The sequence below is a fragment of the Streptomyces sp. Y1 genome, assembly GCF_041053115.1.
Classification (GTDB): domain Bacteria; phylum Actinomycetota; class Actinomycetes; order Streptomycetales; family Streptomycetaceae; genus Kitasatospora; species Kitasatospora rubellomurina.
In genome coordinates, this window is record NZ_CP163445.1 from 708,201 (window position 1) to 723,274 (window position 15,074).

Genomic DNA, 15,074 nt, shown 5'->3' on the forward strand with positions numbered 1-15,074 from the left:
CTGGTCGACCCGGGGCGAACCCGGCCCTGACCACGGAGGAGAACCGTTGGACCGCGTGCCCGGCGCAGAGGACGCCCTGGACTACCCCCGCCTGCTGGCGGCCGCCGAGCGGGCCGCCCGGGCGACCACCGGCCAGGGCCGGGTCGCCGACTACATCCCGGCGCTCGCCTCGGCCGATCCGGAGTCCTTCGGCATGGCCGTGGCCACGGTCGACGGCCGGCTGTACGGCGTCGGCGACTGGGAGCGTCCGTTCTCCGTCCAGAGCATCTCCAAGCTGTTCACCCTGGCGCTGGCCCTGGCGCACGGCGGCGACGGGCTGTGGCAGGGGGTGGGCCGCGAGCCGTCCGGCAACCCGTTCAACTCGCTGGTCCAGCTGGAGACCGAGCACGGCATCCCGCGCAACCCGTTCATCAACGCGGGCGCCCTGGTGGTGACGGACCGGCTGCTGAGCCTGACCGGTGACGCGGCCGGCGCCGTCCGGGACTTCCTGCGCCAGGAGTCCGGCAACCCGCTGCTGGACACCGACGCCGAGGTGGCCGCCTCGGAGGCCGCGCACGGCCACCGCAACGCCGCGCTGGCGCACTTCATCGCCAGCCACGACAACCTGCACAACCCGGTCGAGGCCGTCCTGGAGCACTACTACGCGCACTGCGCGATCGCCACCAGCTGCCGGGACCTGGTGCTGGCCGGCTCGTTCCTGGCCCGGCACGGCGCGCGGGCGGACGGCAGCCGGCTGATGTCGCGCAGCGAGGCGAAGCGGATCAACTCCGTCCTGCTCACCTGCGGCACCTACGACGCCGCGGGCGACTTCGCCTACCGGGTGGGGCTGCCCGGCAAGAGCGGGGTCGGCGGCGGGATCCTGGCGATAATCCCGGGCCGGGCCGCGGTGTGCGCCTGGGGCCCGCGGCTGGACCGGGCGGGCAACTCGGTGGCGGCGGTCACCGCCCTGGACACCCTGACCACCCTCTCCGGCTGCTCGGTGTTCTAGAGCCCGCGAGGAGGCCCCGCGCGGAGGCCCCGCGAAGAGACCCCGCGCGGAGGGCCCGGCCGAAACGACCGGGCCCTCCCCCGATACGGCACCTACTCCACCGTCACGCTCTTCGCCAGGTTGCGCGGCTTGTCCACGTCCCGCCCGAGCGCGACCGCCGCGTGGTACGCGAGCAGCTGCAGCGGGATGTTGAGCAGCAGCGGGTCCAGCTCCGGCTCGCTCTTGGGCACCACGATGCAGTGGTCGGCGAGCTTCTCCTCGGGCCGGCGGTGGGCGACGGCGATGACCCGGCCGGAGCGGGCCTTGATCTCGCCCAGCGTGGTGAGGTTCTTGTCCAGCAGCTCGTCGTCGGGGACGAGGGCCACGGTGGGCAGTTCGGGGCTGATCAGGGCCAGCGGGCCGTGCTTGAGCTCGCTCGCCGGGTAGGCCTCGGCGTGGACGTAGGAGATCTCCTTGAGCTTCTGCGCGCCCTCGCGGGCGACCGGGTAGCCGCGGGTGCGGCCGATGAACATCATCCCGGCCGACTCGGCGTACTCGGCGGCGAGTTCGGCGATCTGCTCGCTCTGCTCCAGGACCTCCTGGATCTGCCCGGGCAGCGCCTGCAGCGCGGCGACGATCCGGCGGCCGTCCGCGGGCGAGAGGTCGTGGATGCGCCCGAAGTGCAGGGCCAGCAGCGCGAAGGCGACGACGGTGGAGGTGAACGCCTTGGTGGAGGCGACGGAGACCTCGGGCCCGGCGTGCAGGTAGATGCCGCCGTCGCACTCGCGGGCGATGGCGCTGCCCACGGTGTTGACGACGCCGAGCACCCGGCCGCCCTTGCGCTTGACCTCCTGGACGGCGGCCAGCGTGTCGTAGGTCTCGCCGGACTGGCTGACGGCCACGTACAGGGTGTCCGCCTCGATCACCGGGTTGCGGTAGCGGAACTCCGAGGCGGGCTCGCTGTGGGCGGGGATGCGGGCCAGCTCCTCGATCAGCTGGGCGCCCATCTCGCCCGCGTAGTAGGCGGATCCGCAGCCGAGGATCTTCACCCGGCGGATCTCGCGCAGCTCGCGGGCGTCCAGGTTGAGGCCGCCGAGGTGCGCGGTGGCGAAGCGCTCGTCGAGCCGGCCGCTGAGGGTGCGCTCGACCGAGCCGGGCTGCTCGTGGATCTCCTTGAGCAGGTAGTGCGCGTAGTCGCCGGTGTCGTAGGAGTCGATCTCCCAGTCGACGGTGGACGGCTGGCGGTGGGTGGTGCGGGCGTCGGAGGTGAAGGTGCGGAAGCCGTCGGCCCGGACGGTCGCCAGCTCGCCGTCCTCCAGGTGGACGACCTGGCGGGTGTAGCGGACCAGGGCGGAGACGTCGGAGGCGACGAACATCTCCTTCTCGCCGAGGCCGAGCACGATCGGGCTGCCGTTGCGGGCGACGACGATCCGGTCGGGCTGCTGGGCGTCGAGCACCGCGATGCCGTAGGTGCCGACGACCCGGCTGAGCGCGGCCCGCACGGCCTCCTCCAGCTCGACGCCCGCGGTGGTGTGCGCGGCGATCAGGTGCGCGAGCACCTCGGTGTCGGTCTCGGAGCGGAAGACGGCGCCGTCCGCGGTGAGCTTGGCGCGCAGCTCGTCGGCGTTCTCGATGATGCCGTTGTGGACGACGGCGATCCGCTCGGCGTTGTCCAGGTGCGGGTGCGCGTTGGCGTCGCTGGGCACGCCGTGGGTGGCCCAGCGGGTGTGGCCGATGCCGGTGGTGCCCTTGAAGCGGGCCGGCACGGCGGCGGCGAGGTCGGCAACGCGGCCCTTGACCTTGCGGACCTTGATCCCGCCGCTGCGGCCGGTGACGGCGACGCCGGCCGAGTCGTACCCGCGGTACTCCAGGCGGGCCAGACCCTCCAGCAGGAAGGGCGTCGCGTCCTTGGGGCCGATATAGGCCACGATTCCGCACATACGTGGTCTCCTCTTGAACGTTTTCGGTCGTCGAACACTCATCGGAGCGTCATCGAAGGGTCATCGGCGAGCCCTCGCGGGGCCGTCCGCGCAGCTGCGCCGGGGTGGCCGGCGCTCAGCCGTACACGATCCGCCGCAGCTGGCGGGCCGACAGCTCCGGTGCGGCCACCCGGCGGGCGGGCAGCTCCTCGGCGAGCCGGGCGAAGATCCGCTCGTTGGTCAGGCCGCGTGCCTGCAGCTCGCCGTGGCGGCGGCGCACGTACTCCTCGGTGGTTTCGGAGAAGTAGGCCAGCACCTCCGCCACGATCCGCGCCGCCTCCCGGGGCCCCAGCGGGCTGGTCCGGGTGAGGTGGGCGAGAAGGTCTTCGTGAGGGTGGGGTGAGCTGGACACGGTTGAGGAGCCTAGGCTCATCGACCCCCCGAAGCCAAAGATCCTGCCCGGATTCGGGCAGACATCGCGTTTTTCCGCACTGGCAACTTCCGCCGCTCCCGGCCGTCGCCTTCCAGCCAGACCCTTGAAGCCACCCAGGCCCGAAACGTAGCGTGATCCCGCAATCACTAAGCGGAAGACCGGAGGCTTGCTGATGTGCGGGATCACCGGATGGGTCGCATTCGAACGCGACCTCACCGCCGAGCGGGGCGTCCTCGAAGCGATGACGACCACGCAGACCTGCCGCGGCCCGGATGCCGGCGGCATCCACCTGGAGCCGCACGCCGCGCTCGGCCACCGCCGACTCGCGATCATCGACATCGAGGGCGGCGTCCAGCCGATGACCGTCGAGCACGACGGCAGACTGCTGGCCGCGCTCACCTACAGCGGAGAGGTCTACAACCACCGCGAGCTGCGCGCGGAGCTGGAGGCGGCCGGACACCGCTTCCGCACCCGCAGCGACACCGAGGTCGTGCTGCACGCCTACCTGGAGTGGGGCGAGCACATGGCCGAACGGCTGAACGGCATGTTCGCCTTCGCCATCTGGGACGCCCGGCACGAGGAACTGCTGCTGGTCCGGGACCGGATGGGCGTCAAGCCGCTGCACTACGCCCCCACCCGGGACGGCGTGGTGTTCGGCTCCGAGGCCAAGGCCGTCCTCGCCCACCCCGAGGTCCGCGCGGTGGTCGACCTGGACGGGCTGCGCGAACTGCTGGCCGTCACCCGCACGCCCGGCCTGACCCTCTACCGGGGCATCCACGACGTGCGCCCCGGCCACGTGGTGCGGGTGCGCCGCCAGGGGATCTCGATGCGCCGCTACTGGGCGCTGGAGGCCCGCGAGCACACCGACGACCTGGACGCCACGGTCGCGACCGTCCGGGCGCTGCTGGAGGACATCGTCCACCGGCAGCTGGACGCCGACGTCCCGCTGTGCTCGCTGCTCTCCGGCGGGCTGGACTCCAGCGCCGTCACCGCCCTGGCCGCCAAGGCCCTGCGGGCCGCCGGCGCCGGGCCGGTGCGCTCCTTCGCCGTCGACTTCGCCGGCCAGGAGGAGAACTTCCACGCCACCGAGCTGCGGCCGACCCCGGACGGCCCGTACGCCCGGATGCTCGCCGAGCACGTCGGCGCCGACCACCGGGTGATCGAGCTGGACGCCGCCGACCTCAGCGACCTCGCGCAGCGCACGGTCGCGCTGCGCGCCCGGGACCTGCCCAGCGGCGTCGGCGACATGGACATCTCGCTGCTGCTGCTCTTCAAGGGCGTGCGCCGGCACTCCACCGTCGCGCTGTCCGGCGAGTCCGCGGACGAGCTGTTCGGCGGCTACCGCTGGTTCCACGACCCGAAGACCGTCGCCGCCGACGACTTCCCGTGGGCCGTCCACAACCTCACCTCCCTGGCCGGCCAGGGCGCCGGCCCGCGCGAGGCGCTGCTCGACGCCGACCTGCTGCGCAAGCTCGACCTGGAGAACTACCGCAAGGCGCGCTACCACGAGGCGCTGGCCGAGGTCCCGCACCTGCCGGGCGTCACCGACCCGGTCGAGCGGCGCCAGCGCGAGCTCGCGTACCTCAACCTGACCCGCTTCGTCTGCATCCTGCTGGACCGCAAGGACCGGATGAGCATGGCCAACGGCCTGGAGGTCCGGGTGCCGTTCTGCGACCACCGGCTGGTCCAATACGTCTTCAACGCCCCGTGGTCGATGAAGACCTTCGACGGCCGGGAGAAGAGCCTGCTGCGCGCCGCCGTCCGGGACCTGCTGCCGGACGCCGTCGCCGACCGGGTGAAGAGCCCGTACCCGGTGACGGCCGACCCGCACTACCCGGTGCTGCTGCGCCAGGAGCTGGCCCGGGTCGCCGCCGAGGGCACCTCCCCGGCGCTCGGCCTGCTCGACCGGCGGGGCCTGGCCGACATGCTCGCCCCGGACACCGACCCGCAGTCGGTGCGCCTCGGCGTCGACCTCGCGCTGGACCTCGACGCGTGGCTGACGGAGTACCAGGTGACGCTGGAGCTCTGACATCCGGCGCACCGGACGGCGCGGCACCCCGCACCCGGCGGGGTGCTGCGCCGTCCGGGTGTCCGGGTGATCACCGGGAACCATCCCGGCGCCCCGGGGCGTCCCAGCGTGCGGTAGCGTCGCCGAGGTCTCCCGAATGGCGGGCGAAAACGCGGACTCCCGCCACCGCGCCGGTCACGATGGGGGGCGAACCGTCCGTCTCGATCCCCCGGGGGATTCCCGCCATGCAGCCGCGATTCTTCGCGATCGTCACCGCCCTGCTCCTGGGCGTCCTGGGCCTCTGCTCGGTGGCCGTCACCGACTGGTCGCCCGCGGGAGCCGCCGCGGCGGCCGCCGCCCAGGCCCCCGGCGGCACCTCGACCGGCGCCCAGCCGGTCGCGACGACCGCCGGCGCCACCCCGACCGGGGATCCGGCGGTGTGGACCAGGTCGACGCTGCGCAACAAGCTGATGGCCGAGATGGAGGCCAGCGACCCGGGCGTCGCCCTCGCCGACCTCGACAGGATCACCAAGGAGAAGCCGTACACCGTGCGCTTCTGCCACCCGATCGCGCACGAACTCGGCCACGCGGCGGTCAAGCGCTTCAACGCCGACTTCCAGAAGGTCATCTCCTTCCCGCACGAGACCTGCGCGGCCGGCTACCTGCACGGCGCCGTCGAGGAGATGCTGAACGCCTCCACCCAGCCCGAGGTGGACCTGCTCAAGCTGTGCGCGCCGAAGAACACCGGCCCGTGCATCCACGGCGTCGGCCACGGCACCATGTTCGTCGCCAAGCAGGACGTCGCCAAGGCGCGCGACCTGTGCAACAAGTTCACCACCGACCAGAACCGGATCCGCTGCTCCGAGGGCCTGTTCATGCAGCTCTTCGGCCCGGACGAGGAGGACGAGCAGGCCAAGGCCAACCTGCCGGCCGACAAGCTCGCCCAGGACCCGCTCTACCCGTGCAAGGACCAGCCGGCGCTGTTCCAGTCCGCCTGCTACTTCTACGCCCCGACCTTCTACCTCTCCTCGCACGACTACCCGAACCACCCCGAGGTCTACGCCGACGCCCTCAAGTGGTGCCTCAACGGCAAGGCCGGCGGCGGGGCGCAGGACTGCAGCCGGGGCGTCGGCTCTCGCACCATGAAGTACAACCTGGACCGCGAGGACTGGGCCGCCCAGCAGTGCGCGACCTCGGCGGAGGGCTGGCAGCGCAAGGCCTGCGCCGAGGGCCTGGTCAGCTACTACACGGTCAACTACACCGACGCCGGCGCGGCCGGCCGGCTCTGCGCCAAGATCACCAACAAGGAGATGCAGGGGTACTGCCGCTCCGCGAGCGGCCTGTCCGCCTCGCTGGACTGACCGCCCCCGTCCCAGCTGCTGGGCCCGCGCCGCACGGCGCGGGCCCTCTGCGTAGGATCACCCGACCATCGCCCGACCAGGCCCGACCAGGCCCGACCGCTGTCCGACCAGGGTGCGCCGAGGACGCCGCGCCTGCCCCGTACCCCTCCGGAGCGCCCGCCCATGACCGCCGAGGACTTCCGCACCTCCGCCCACGCCGCCGCCGACCTCGTCACCGACTACCTCGCCGAGCTCCCCGCCCGCCCGGTCTGGCAGCCGATGGACGAGGCCGCCCGCACCGCGCTGCTCGACGGCCCGCTGCCCGCCGAGGGCCGCCCCCTCGACGACCTGCTGGCCGCCATCGGCCGGGACGTCCTGCCGTACCCGATGGGCAACGGCCACCCGCGCTTCTTCGGCTGGGTCAACTCCGCGCCCGCGCCCGCCGGGGTGCTGGCCACCCTCGTCGCCTCCGCGATGAACCCCAGCTCGGCCGGCGGCGACCACGCCGACGTCCACCTGGAGCGCGCCGTGGTCCGCTGGATCGCCGAGCTCGTCGGCTTCCCGCACCCCGCCGGCGGCGGCCTGCTCACCTCCGGCACCTCGATGGCCACCATCGTCTGCCTCGCCGCCGCCCGCGACCGCGCCGCCCGCCGGGCCGGCGTGGACGTGCGCGCGGACGGCCTGGCGGCACTGCCCCCGCTGGTCGGCTACGTCACCGGCGAGACCCACTCCTGCGTCCGCAAGGCCGCCGAACTGCTCGGCCTCGGCAGCCGGCACCTGCGCACCGTCGCCACCGGCCCGGACGGCCGGCTCGACCCGGCCGAGCTGCGGGCGGCGATCGAGCGGGACCGCGCCGCCGGGCTGCTGCCCTTCCTCGCCGTCGCCTCCGCCGGCACCGTCGGCACCGGCGCCGTCGACCCCTTCGAGCCGATCGCCGACCTGTGCGCCGAGCAGGGCCTGTGGCTGCACGTCGACGGCGCGTACGGCGCCTTCGGCCGGCTCGACCCGGCGATCGCCCCCCGCTACGCGGGCCTGGAGCGCGCCGACTCGCTCGCCCTCGACCCGCACAAGTGGCTCGGCGTGCCGGTCGACTGCGGCTGCGCGCTGGTGCGCGACGCCGGGGAACTGCGCGCCACCTTCAGCCTCGTGCCGTCCTACCTGCGCGACGAGACGGCCGGCTCGCTCGGCTGGTTCTCCGAGTACGGCACCGAGCAGACCCGCCCGTTCCGCGCGCTGAAGGTCTGGGCGACCATCGCCCACCGGGGCCGCGACGGCCTGCGGCAGGACATCGCCCGGTGCACCGCGCTGGCCCGAAAGCTCGGCGAACTCGTCGCGTCGGACGAGGAGTTGGAGCTGCTGGCGGAGGTCCAGACGTCCATCGTGGCGTTCCGTCACCGGGCCCCGGGCCTGGACGGGCCGGCGCTCGACGCGCTCAACCGCGAGCTGCCGGCCGCCGTCCAGCGGCGCGGCCGGGTCTTCGTCACCGGCGCCCGGCTCGGCGAGCGCGAGATGCTGCGCGCCTGCCTGCTCAACGCCGCCACCACCGAGGACGACCTGCGGCTGCTGCTCGCCGAGGTGAAGGCGGCCGCGCGCGAGCTGAGGTCGTAACCTGCCCCGACAGGCCGTAACCGCGAGGTCACGGCCGGTTCGCGGTCGGGAAACACCGTTCGGGCAGGGTGGAGGGCATGGAGCACTCGAAGCCTTCCTCGCGCCGAGCCCACCACTGGCGCCGCGACGCCGTCGAACTCGCCGCCGTCTTCCTCTCGGTGACCGCGGCCGACCTGGTGGCGAAGATCGTCGCCCGGGGCCCGGACGGCCCGGCGGTCCTCGCCGCCTCGGCGGTCGCCCTGGTGGCCGTCGCCCTGCTGCACACCTGGTGGTCGCCGCACGCCCCGCCGCCGACCACGCTCTGGCGGGTGCGCGCCGCGCCCCTCGCCCACACCCACGCGGCCCTGGCCGACCACGAGATCACCCTGCTGTCGCTGCACCCCGGCACCGGGGAGCTCTTCCTGCGCACCCCCCGCTCGCTCTCCCCCGGCGCCCTGGCCGGCCTCCTCACCGCCACCGGCCACACCCTGGCGGACTCCCCCACCCGGATCGCCTGACGCGGTCCGGCGTCAGGCCTCGACCTCGACGGCGGTGCGGATCTCCAGCGCGCGCTCGGCCAGGTCCTGCGGCCGGACCGCACCCGTCAGGTCGTCGACGAAGCCGACCGTGGTCCCGTCCGCCCACACGCAGATCGCCGTCCTGGAACCGGTGTCGGTGGGGACCGTCGCGCACTGGAGCACGCCACCGAGCGAGCCGGTCGGGTAGTCCTGGCGGTCCGTCACGTTCCCGCCCGACACGCCGGGCGCGGTCGGGTGGCCGAAGTACTTGTCCAGCTCCATCCGGGCGTCCGGGAAGCTCCCGGTCAGTCCGACGAACAGGAGTGTGCTCCCGCCCGACCCGCCGGTCCCGTAGCCGGCCACCTCCAGCTGCCGGTACGGGCTCAGCGCGGTCAGCCCCGGCCGGAAGTCGCTCCGGGCGGCGGTGACCCACTTGTCGTCCGGCATCCGCACCTGGTCGCCGATCCGGTCCGCCAGCGCGATCCGGTGCGCCGGCGGTGCGCCCGCCCCGGTGACGGCGGCCACGGTCAGGGCGGTGAACAGGCCCACGACCACCACGACCGCCGCGATCACCTTCCGCGACACCCGGCGGTACCAGGGCAGCGGCGCCACGGGCCGGGTGGTGTTCGCCCAGATCGCCTGCAGGCCGGTCGGCTGCTCGCCCGGGTCGGTGCGGTCGGTCGCGGTCATGTCGTCAATCCATCCAGCGGGCCGGCGGGAAAAGGGGCGAACGGGGCCGAACGCGTGCACGAACGGCGGCGCTCAGGGTACGTCAGTTCGCCGACGACCCGTCCACCCCTTTTCCGAGGCCCTGCTCAGCCGCCGTTCGACGGCTGCACGACGCACGCCGAGTTGGCGAGCATCGAGCCGAAGCCGCCGAGCAGCGTGCCGACCACCGTCCGGCAGGCGGCGGCCTCCTGGGCGTTCTTCGGCCCGTGGTTGTTGCTGTCGGCGGCGGCCGGCTGGGCGAGGGCGAGCGGCGCTGCCAGCAGCAGGGCGCAGCAGGCGGTGGTCAGCGCGGACTTCAGAGCGGTCATCGGGGAGCCCCTTCGGAGAGTCGGATCGGCGGTGAGCCGAGCCATCCCTATCCGAAGGGGCTCCCTCGTGTGCGGACGCTGCGCCGTCCGAGGGCGTGTCGGGTCAGCGCCCGGCGGCCTCGCGTTCCACGGCGCCGATCGCGGCGGCGAGTTCGAGCACGCCGTGCTCCTTCAGCACCGCGTAGTGGTCGCCGGCGAGTTCGACCACGGTGGGCGGGGCGGCGCTGTAGCCGCTGCTGCCCTCGATGAAGGAGTAGTCGTCGCCGGCGGCCTTGAAGACGGTGACCGGCGCGTCCAGCCGCCGCTCGGCGAGCTCGCGGAAGCTGTAGTCGAACTCGTAGGTCTCGCCGACGATCCGGGTGATCCGCCGGATCAGTTCCTCGTCCAGTTCCGGCAGCATCCGGTGGACGAATCGGACGAAGCCGTCCTCGTCCGCCGCCTCGGCCAGGCAGCGCTCCCGGTCGGGGCCGCTGATCGTGCCGGCGAACACCGAGAACAGGATGGACAGGTACGCCGGGTTGGCGTACGAGGACTCCCGGCCCCACCGCTCGCCCTCGCGGGCGCGGACCTTCGGGTTGCCCGGGCAGATCAGCAGCAGGTTCTCCACCCGCTGGCCGGCCTGCTCCAGCTGCCAGGCCGCTTCGAAGGCGACCCGGGCGCCGAAGGAGTAGCCCCACAGCGTGTACGGGCCCTCGGGCTGCACCCGCCGCAGTTCGGCGATGTCGGCGGCGGCCATCTCGCGGATGGTGGCGTACGGGGTCTCGCCGGCGTTGATGCCGTGCGACTGGACGCCGTAGAAGGCGCGGCCCGCGCCGGCCTCGCGGCCGAGCACCCGCAGGTTCATCGGGTAGCCGCCGAGCCCCGGCCAGCAGAACACCGGACTCCTGGTGTCGCCCGGCCCCCGCTGGTCCGGGTTGAGCGGGACGAGCCGGGAGACGGTGCCCGCGGCGCCGTTCAGGTCCCGCTCGACCCGGGCGGCCAGTTCGCCCAGCCGCGGGCACTCGAACAGCACCTGGAGCGGCAGCGTGGTGCCGAGCTCGCGGTTGATCCGGTTGACCAGGGCGACGGCGATCAGCGAGTTGCCGCCGACCGAGAAGAACTCGTCGGTGAGCGAGGCATCCTCGTAGTTCAGCGCCCGCCCCCAGAACCCGGCCAGCCGGCGCTCCACCTCGCTGCTCGGGGCGACGTACTCGCCGCGCACGTCGGCGGTGCGCACCGTGTCGGAGGCGGCGAGCGTCCTGAGGTCGACCTTGCCGTTGGCGGTCAGCGGCAGCGCGTCGAGGACCAGCACCCGGTTGGGCAGCATGTAGTCCGGCAGCAGGGTGGCCAGTTCGTCCTTGATGATCTCGGCCGGGCCCTTCATGTGGACGGCGTCCTCGCGCATGTCCTCGCCGCGGATCTGGTCCTCGCTGACCTTCCCGCCGAGGAAGAAGTACGAGGGGCCGGCGGCCAGGCCGGCCGACTCCAGGATCGCGTCGACGCGGCGCGCGGCGGGCAGCGGGTGGCCGGTCTTGGAGCTGTAGCCGGAGGACATGAAGCCCAGGCCCAGGCCGTTGCGCTGGAGGCGGTGCGCCTGGGTGCCGAGCGCGATGTACTCCAGCCACTCCTCGCCCGCGCCGGCCCGGCCGACCGCGGTGACGCCGAAGGAGGCCCGGGCGTACACCGCCTGGTTGATCGCGATCACGTGCCGGGCTTCGACGACCTCGTCCGCGAGGTGCGTCAACTCGCCGTCCGCGTACCGGTAGAAGCCGCCCGGCAGGCCGTCGATCCGGCCCTCGTGGGCCTGCAGGTACAGCTCGACGGGTATGCCGCGCCGCTCGCCGCCGCCGCGGCCGATCTCGAAGGCGCCCAGGTAGTGGTCCTCCTCGGCGACGTCCAGGCGCTCCCGGGCGGCCGGGTCGAGGCCGAGCGGCCGCACGGCCAGCCCGTACTCGGGCAGCACCTCCTCGAAGACGCCGAGCATGTGGCCGGTCTCGAACTCCAGCACCTCGCGGATGTTGTTCTTGTAGACCGGCTCGATGGCGGCGGTCTTCCCGGCGAAGTGCAGGGTCAGGTACGGCTGCGGGCGGGTCGGCGCGTCCGCGGTGCGGATCAGGGCGTGGTCGACCGGGTGGTAGTAGTACACGCCGGCCGCGAGCCCGTCCAGGCCGCCGGTCTCCAGGTACAGCTGGGTCGCGTACAGCGCGCCGGGCGAGGCGTAGGCGTACTTGGGCAGCAGCCGCTCGGTGCTGTGGAACTGGCCGAACCACCGCAGGATGCGGCCGAGTTCGGGCAGGCTCAGCAGGGCGAGGTCGCGGCCGAAGGCGCCGGCCGGGCGGGGGGCGAGCAGCGCGAGCAGGTCGTCCCGGGTGACCGGGCCGCCCTCGTAGAAGCGGTAGGTCTTGCGGGCGAAGACCGCGCGGCGCTGGTTCTCGGTCTCCCGGCGGCCGGGCAGGTCGATCCGCTCGCGCCCGGCGAGCCGGGCGGGGTCGCGCAGGCCCGGGTCGGAGAGCTGGGCGCGGACCTGCAGCCGGCTGGCCTTGGACTGGTGGTGGCCGCCGTGCACGCCCTGGTCCATCAGGGCGGCCTCGCGGGGGTTGAGCTCGACGCAGGCGACCAGGTTCTGGTGCCCGGTGCGCTCGTCGGCGGTGACGACGGCGGCGGAGCGGCGCACCCAGGTGTGCTCCTCGATCGCGCGGGCGATCTCGTCCAGTTCGACCCGGTGGCCGCGCAGCTTGACCTGGTTGTCGACCCGCCCGGCGAACTGGAGGGTGCCGTCCGGGTTCCACTGCGCGAGGTCGCCGGTGCTGTACAGCCGCTCGGCGGGCGCGAACGGGGAGGGCACGAAGCGCTGGGCGGTCAGCTCGGGCCGGTTGAGGTAGCCGCGGGCCAGCTGGACGCCGCCGATGAAGAGCTCGCCGACGCTGCCGAGGCCGACCGGCGCCAGCTTCTCGTCCAGGATGTAGCACTGGGTGTTGTCCACCGGGCGCCCGATCGGCACCGAGCCGCTGCCGTCGCCGAGGTCGGCCTGGTCGACGAGCTGCGCGGTGGCGTTGATGGTGCACTCGGTCGGGCCGTACAGGTTGACCAGCGCGGCGCCGGGCAGCGCGCGGCCCAGGTCGTGGGCGAGCCGCCGGGACAGCGCCTCGCCGCCGGCGAACACCCTGGTCAGGCCTGTGCACTCGGTGAAGCCCTCGGTGTCCAGCAGGGCCCGCAGCAGGGTCGGCACGCACTGCAGCGTGGTCACGCCGTGCCGCTGGACGGCGGCCACCAGGGCCTCCGGGTCCCGGTGCAGGCCGGGCGCGCCGGCCACCACGCGGGCGCCGACGGCCGGGGCCAGGATCTCCCACTGGGCGGCGTCGAAGCTCATCGGGGTCTTCTGCAGCACGGTCGCCTCGGGGTCGAGGTGGCCGGCGCCGAGCAGCCAGCGCAGCTGGGAGACCACCGAGCGGTGCTCGATCATGACGCCCTTCGGGCGGCCGGTGCTGCCCGAGGTGTAGATCACGTAGGCCAGTTCCTCCGGCTGCGGGCCCTCGCCCTCGACCCGGGCCCGGCCGGCCCGCGCCTCCTCGACGGTGAGGACCGCGGTGCCGCGCGGGGCCAGCGCGGTCAGCCGCTCCCGCAGGTGCTCCTGGGTGAGGACGACGCGGGTGCCGCTGTCCTCCAGCATGAAGCGCAGCCGGTCCTCGGGGTACTCGGGCGCCAGCGGCAGGTAGCCGGCCCCGGCGTACAGGATGCCCCAGGCCCCGGCGACCAGGTCCGTCGACGGCTCGGCGAAGAGGCCGACGCAGCCGTCCGGCCCGGCGCCCAGTTCGCGCAGCCGCGCGGCGAGCCGGCGGGCCTCGTCGGACAGCTCCAGGTAGGACAGCTCGCGCCCGTCCCCGACCACGGCCGGGGAGGCGGACCGGACGCGGACCTGACGGTCGAGCAGATCGGTGAGCGCGCTGCCGGCCGGTGCCCGGCGGGCGTGCGGGACGGCAGGGGTGTCGGTACGGGGGGTGGACGGGGTGAACAACATGGGAAAACCTTTGCTGGACGGAGAGTTGACAAGGCGCTCCGATTGGGGCACGCCGCGATCAGGCTCCACCGTCGCCCGCCCGTTGTCCCAGTCACAAGGGATGCAGGTCTGAACCTCTGGCCGGTTTGTCCCGAGCCTTGGCGCGTTCCCGATCATGCCGCCGGGCCCGCCCGGCCTCGGCGCGCTTCCGGTCGCGCCCCCACACGCCCCAGGAGTCCCAGGCGTCTCAGGGGCCCAGGCATTCGTGCGTTCACGATCACGTAACCGGGCGGAAGCGCGGTCTCGGTAGCGTCAGCGGCATGACGGCATCACGCACTCGCCTCGAACGGTTCTGGCACCGGCCCTTCCGCAGGTCCGACCGCAGGTGTGCGTCGCCCGAGGGCCGGGCCGCCCGGCTGCCCGCGCTCACCGGCGGCCCGTTCCGCCTCGCCCGCCCGCACCCGCCGGTCGACCGGCACCCGGCGCCGGCACCGGCGGCGCTGCCCCCGCTGCGGTCACTGCCGTCACCGGCGCCCCTGCCGTCCCAGCCGTCGCCGCCGCCGGGCCCGTCCCGGTTGTCCCTGGCGGATGGGACCGAGCTCCTGGTCCGCCCGGCCGGTCCCGGCGACCGGACGGCCGCGCTGGCGATGCACGAGCGCTGCTCCCCCGCCTCGCTGCGGCTGCGCTACCACGGCCCGGTCCGCGACGCCGGCCGCTACCTGGACCACCTGCTGGACGCCCGGCACGGCCGCAGCCTCGCCGTGACGGCCCCGGACGGGCGGATCGTCGCGCTCGGGCACCTGATGTGGGACGACGGCGAGGCCGAACTGGCCGTCCTGGTCGAGGACGCCTGGCAGCGGCACGGGCTGGGCACGCTGCTGCTGCGCCGGCTCGCCGCGACGGCCCTGGCCGCCGGGATCGGCACGGTCTACGCCGTCACGCACGCGGGCAACGCCGGGCTGATCGCCGCGATGCGCCGGCTCGCCGCGCCGCTGGACATCCGCGCGGACGGCGGCACCCTGGTGATCACCGCCACGCTGGCGGCGGAGGAGGAGCCGGCCGCCCCCGCCGGTCGGACCGGCCGCTGATCGTACCGCCATCCCGTCGCCGCCCGGCGCGTCCGGCGCCCTCCCGCGGCGCCGGCGGGCGCGCCGACCCGGCGCGAGCGGGAACCCCGGGCGGCCCCACGGCGTCCTCGACCGTGACCGGCCCGTCCGTACACCGCCCTCCTCGACGGCCCGTCAGCAGCCCCGCCGACCGCGTCGCAGCAGGCGGCGTGGGGTCCGGAT

The 15,074-nt window shown here is 74.0% G+C and carries 11 protein-coding genes; 6 read left to right on the top strand and 5 right to left on the bottom strand.

Annotated features, from left to right (window positions below):
• Positions 1–91: 91 nt before the first annotated feature.
• Positions 92–988, top strand: coding sequence for a glutaminase (locus AB2U05_RS02870; protein ID WP_244178672.1), 897 nt, complete (start codon positions 92–94; stop codon positions 986–988).
• A 92-nt stretch (positions 989–1,080) separates the two neighbouring features.
• Here AB2U05_RS02870 and glmS read toward each other — a convergent pair whose 3' ends face one another.
• Both glmS and AB2U05_RS02880 read right to left on the bottom strand, forming a co-directional pair.
• Positions 1,081–2,907 carry a glutamine--fructose-6-phosphate transaminase (isomerizing) gene (glmS, locus tag AB2U05_RS02875; protein ID WP_045693237.1) on the bottom strand — a complete coding sequence of 609 codons (1,827 nt, stop codon included), beginning with the start codon at positions 2,905–2,907 and terminating at the stop codon, positions 1,081–1,083.
• A 115-nt stretch (positions 2,908–3,022) separates the two neighbouring features.
• Positions 3,023–3,298: a hypothetical protein gene (locus AB2U05_RS02880; protein WP_244178662.1), complete on the bottom strand. Its 276-nt coding sequence runs from the start codon at positions 3,296–3,298 to the stop codon at positions 3,023–3,025.
• Between the two features lie 193 nt (positions 3,299–3,491).
• On the opposite strand from AB2U05_RS02880, the gene asnB reads away from it, so the two are divergent.
• The 4 genes from asnB to AB2U05_RS02900 all read left to right on the top strand — a co-directional run bounded on the left by asnB (position 3,492) and on the right by AB2U05_RS02900 (position 8,772).
• Complete coding sequence (gene asnB, locus AB2U05_RS02885; protein ID WP_045693239.1) at positions 3,492–5,348, top strand: asparagine synthase (glutamine-hydrolyzing); 1,857 nt, start codon at positions 3,492–3,494, stop codon at positions 5,346–5,348.
• 224 nt (positions 5,349–5,572) lie between these two features.
• Positions 5,573–6,688, top strand: a complete 1,116-nt coding sequence (locus tag AB2U05_RS02890) for a hypothetical protein (RefSeq protein ID WP_052706832.1) — start codon at positions 5,573–5,575, stop codon at positions 6,686–6,688.
• A 162-nt stretch (positions 6,689–6,850) separates the two neighbouring features.
• On the top strand, positions 6,851–8,275 hold the full coding sequence (locus tag AB2U05_RS02895) for an aspartate aminotransferase family protein (protein WP_369182319.1): 1,425 nt from the start codon (positions 6,851–6,853) through the stop codon (positions 8,273–8,275).
• A 77-nt stretch (positions 8,276–8,352) separates the two neighbouring features.
• Complete coding sequence (locus AB2U05_RS02900) at positions 8,353–8,772, top strand: hypothetical protein (protein WP_045693241.1); 420 nt, start codon at positions 8,353–8,355, stop codon at positions 8,770–8,772.
• A gap of 12 nt (positions 8,773–8,784) precedes the next feature.
• Here the strand turns inward: AB2U05_RS02900 and AB2U05_RS02905 are convergent, their stop codons facing one another.
• The 3 genes from AB2U05_RS02905 to AB2U05_RS02915 form a co-directional block, all read right to left on the bottom strand.
• A complete protein-coding gene (locus tag AB2U05_RS02905) occupies positions 8,785–9,462 on the bottom strand; it encodes a hypothetical protein (protein ID WP_369182320.1) in 678 nt (225 codons plus the stop codon).
• Positions 9,463–9,587: 125 nt separating this feature from the next.
• Positions 9,588–9,809: a hypothetical protein gene (locus tag AB2U05_RS02910; RefSeq protein ID WP_045693243.1), complete on the bottom strand. Its 222-nt coding sequence runs from the start codon at positions 9,807–9,809 to the stop codon at positions 9,588–9,590.
• Between the two features lie 103 nt (positions 9,810–9,912).
• Positions 9,913–13,806: an amino acid adenylation domain-containing protein gene (locus AB2U05_RS02915; protein WP_045693244.1), complete on the bottom strand. Its 3,894-nt coding sequence runs from the start codon at positions 13,804–13,806 to the stop codon at positions 9,913–9,915.
• Between the two features lie 299 nt (positions 13,807–14,105).
• On the opposite strand from AB2U05_RS02915, the gene AB2U05_RS02920 reads away from it, so the two are divergent.
• Complete coding sequence (locus AB2U05_RS02920; RefSeq protein WP_369182321.1) at positions 14,106–14,873, top strand: GNAT family N-acetyltransferase; 768 nt, start codon at positions 14,106–14,108, stop codon at positions 14,871–14,873.
• Positions 14,874–15,074: the final 201 nt, after the last annotated feature.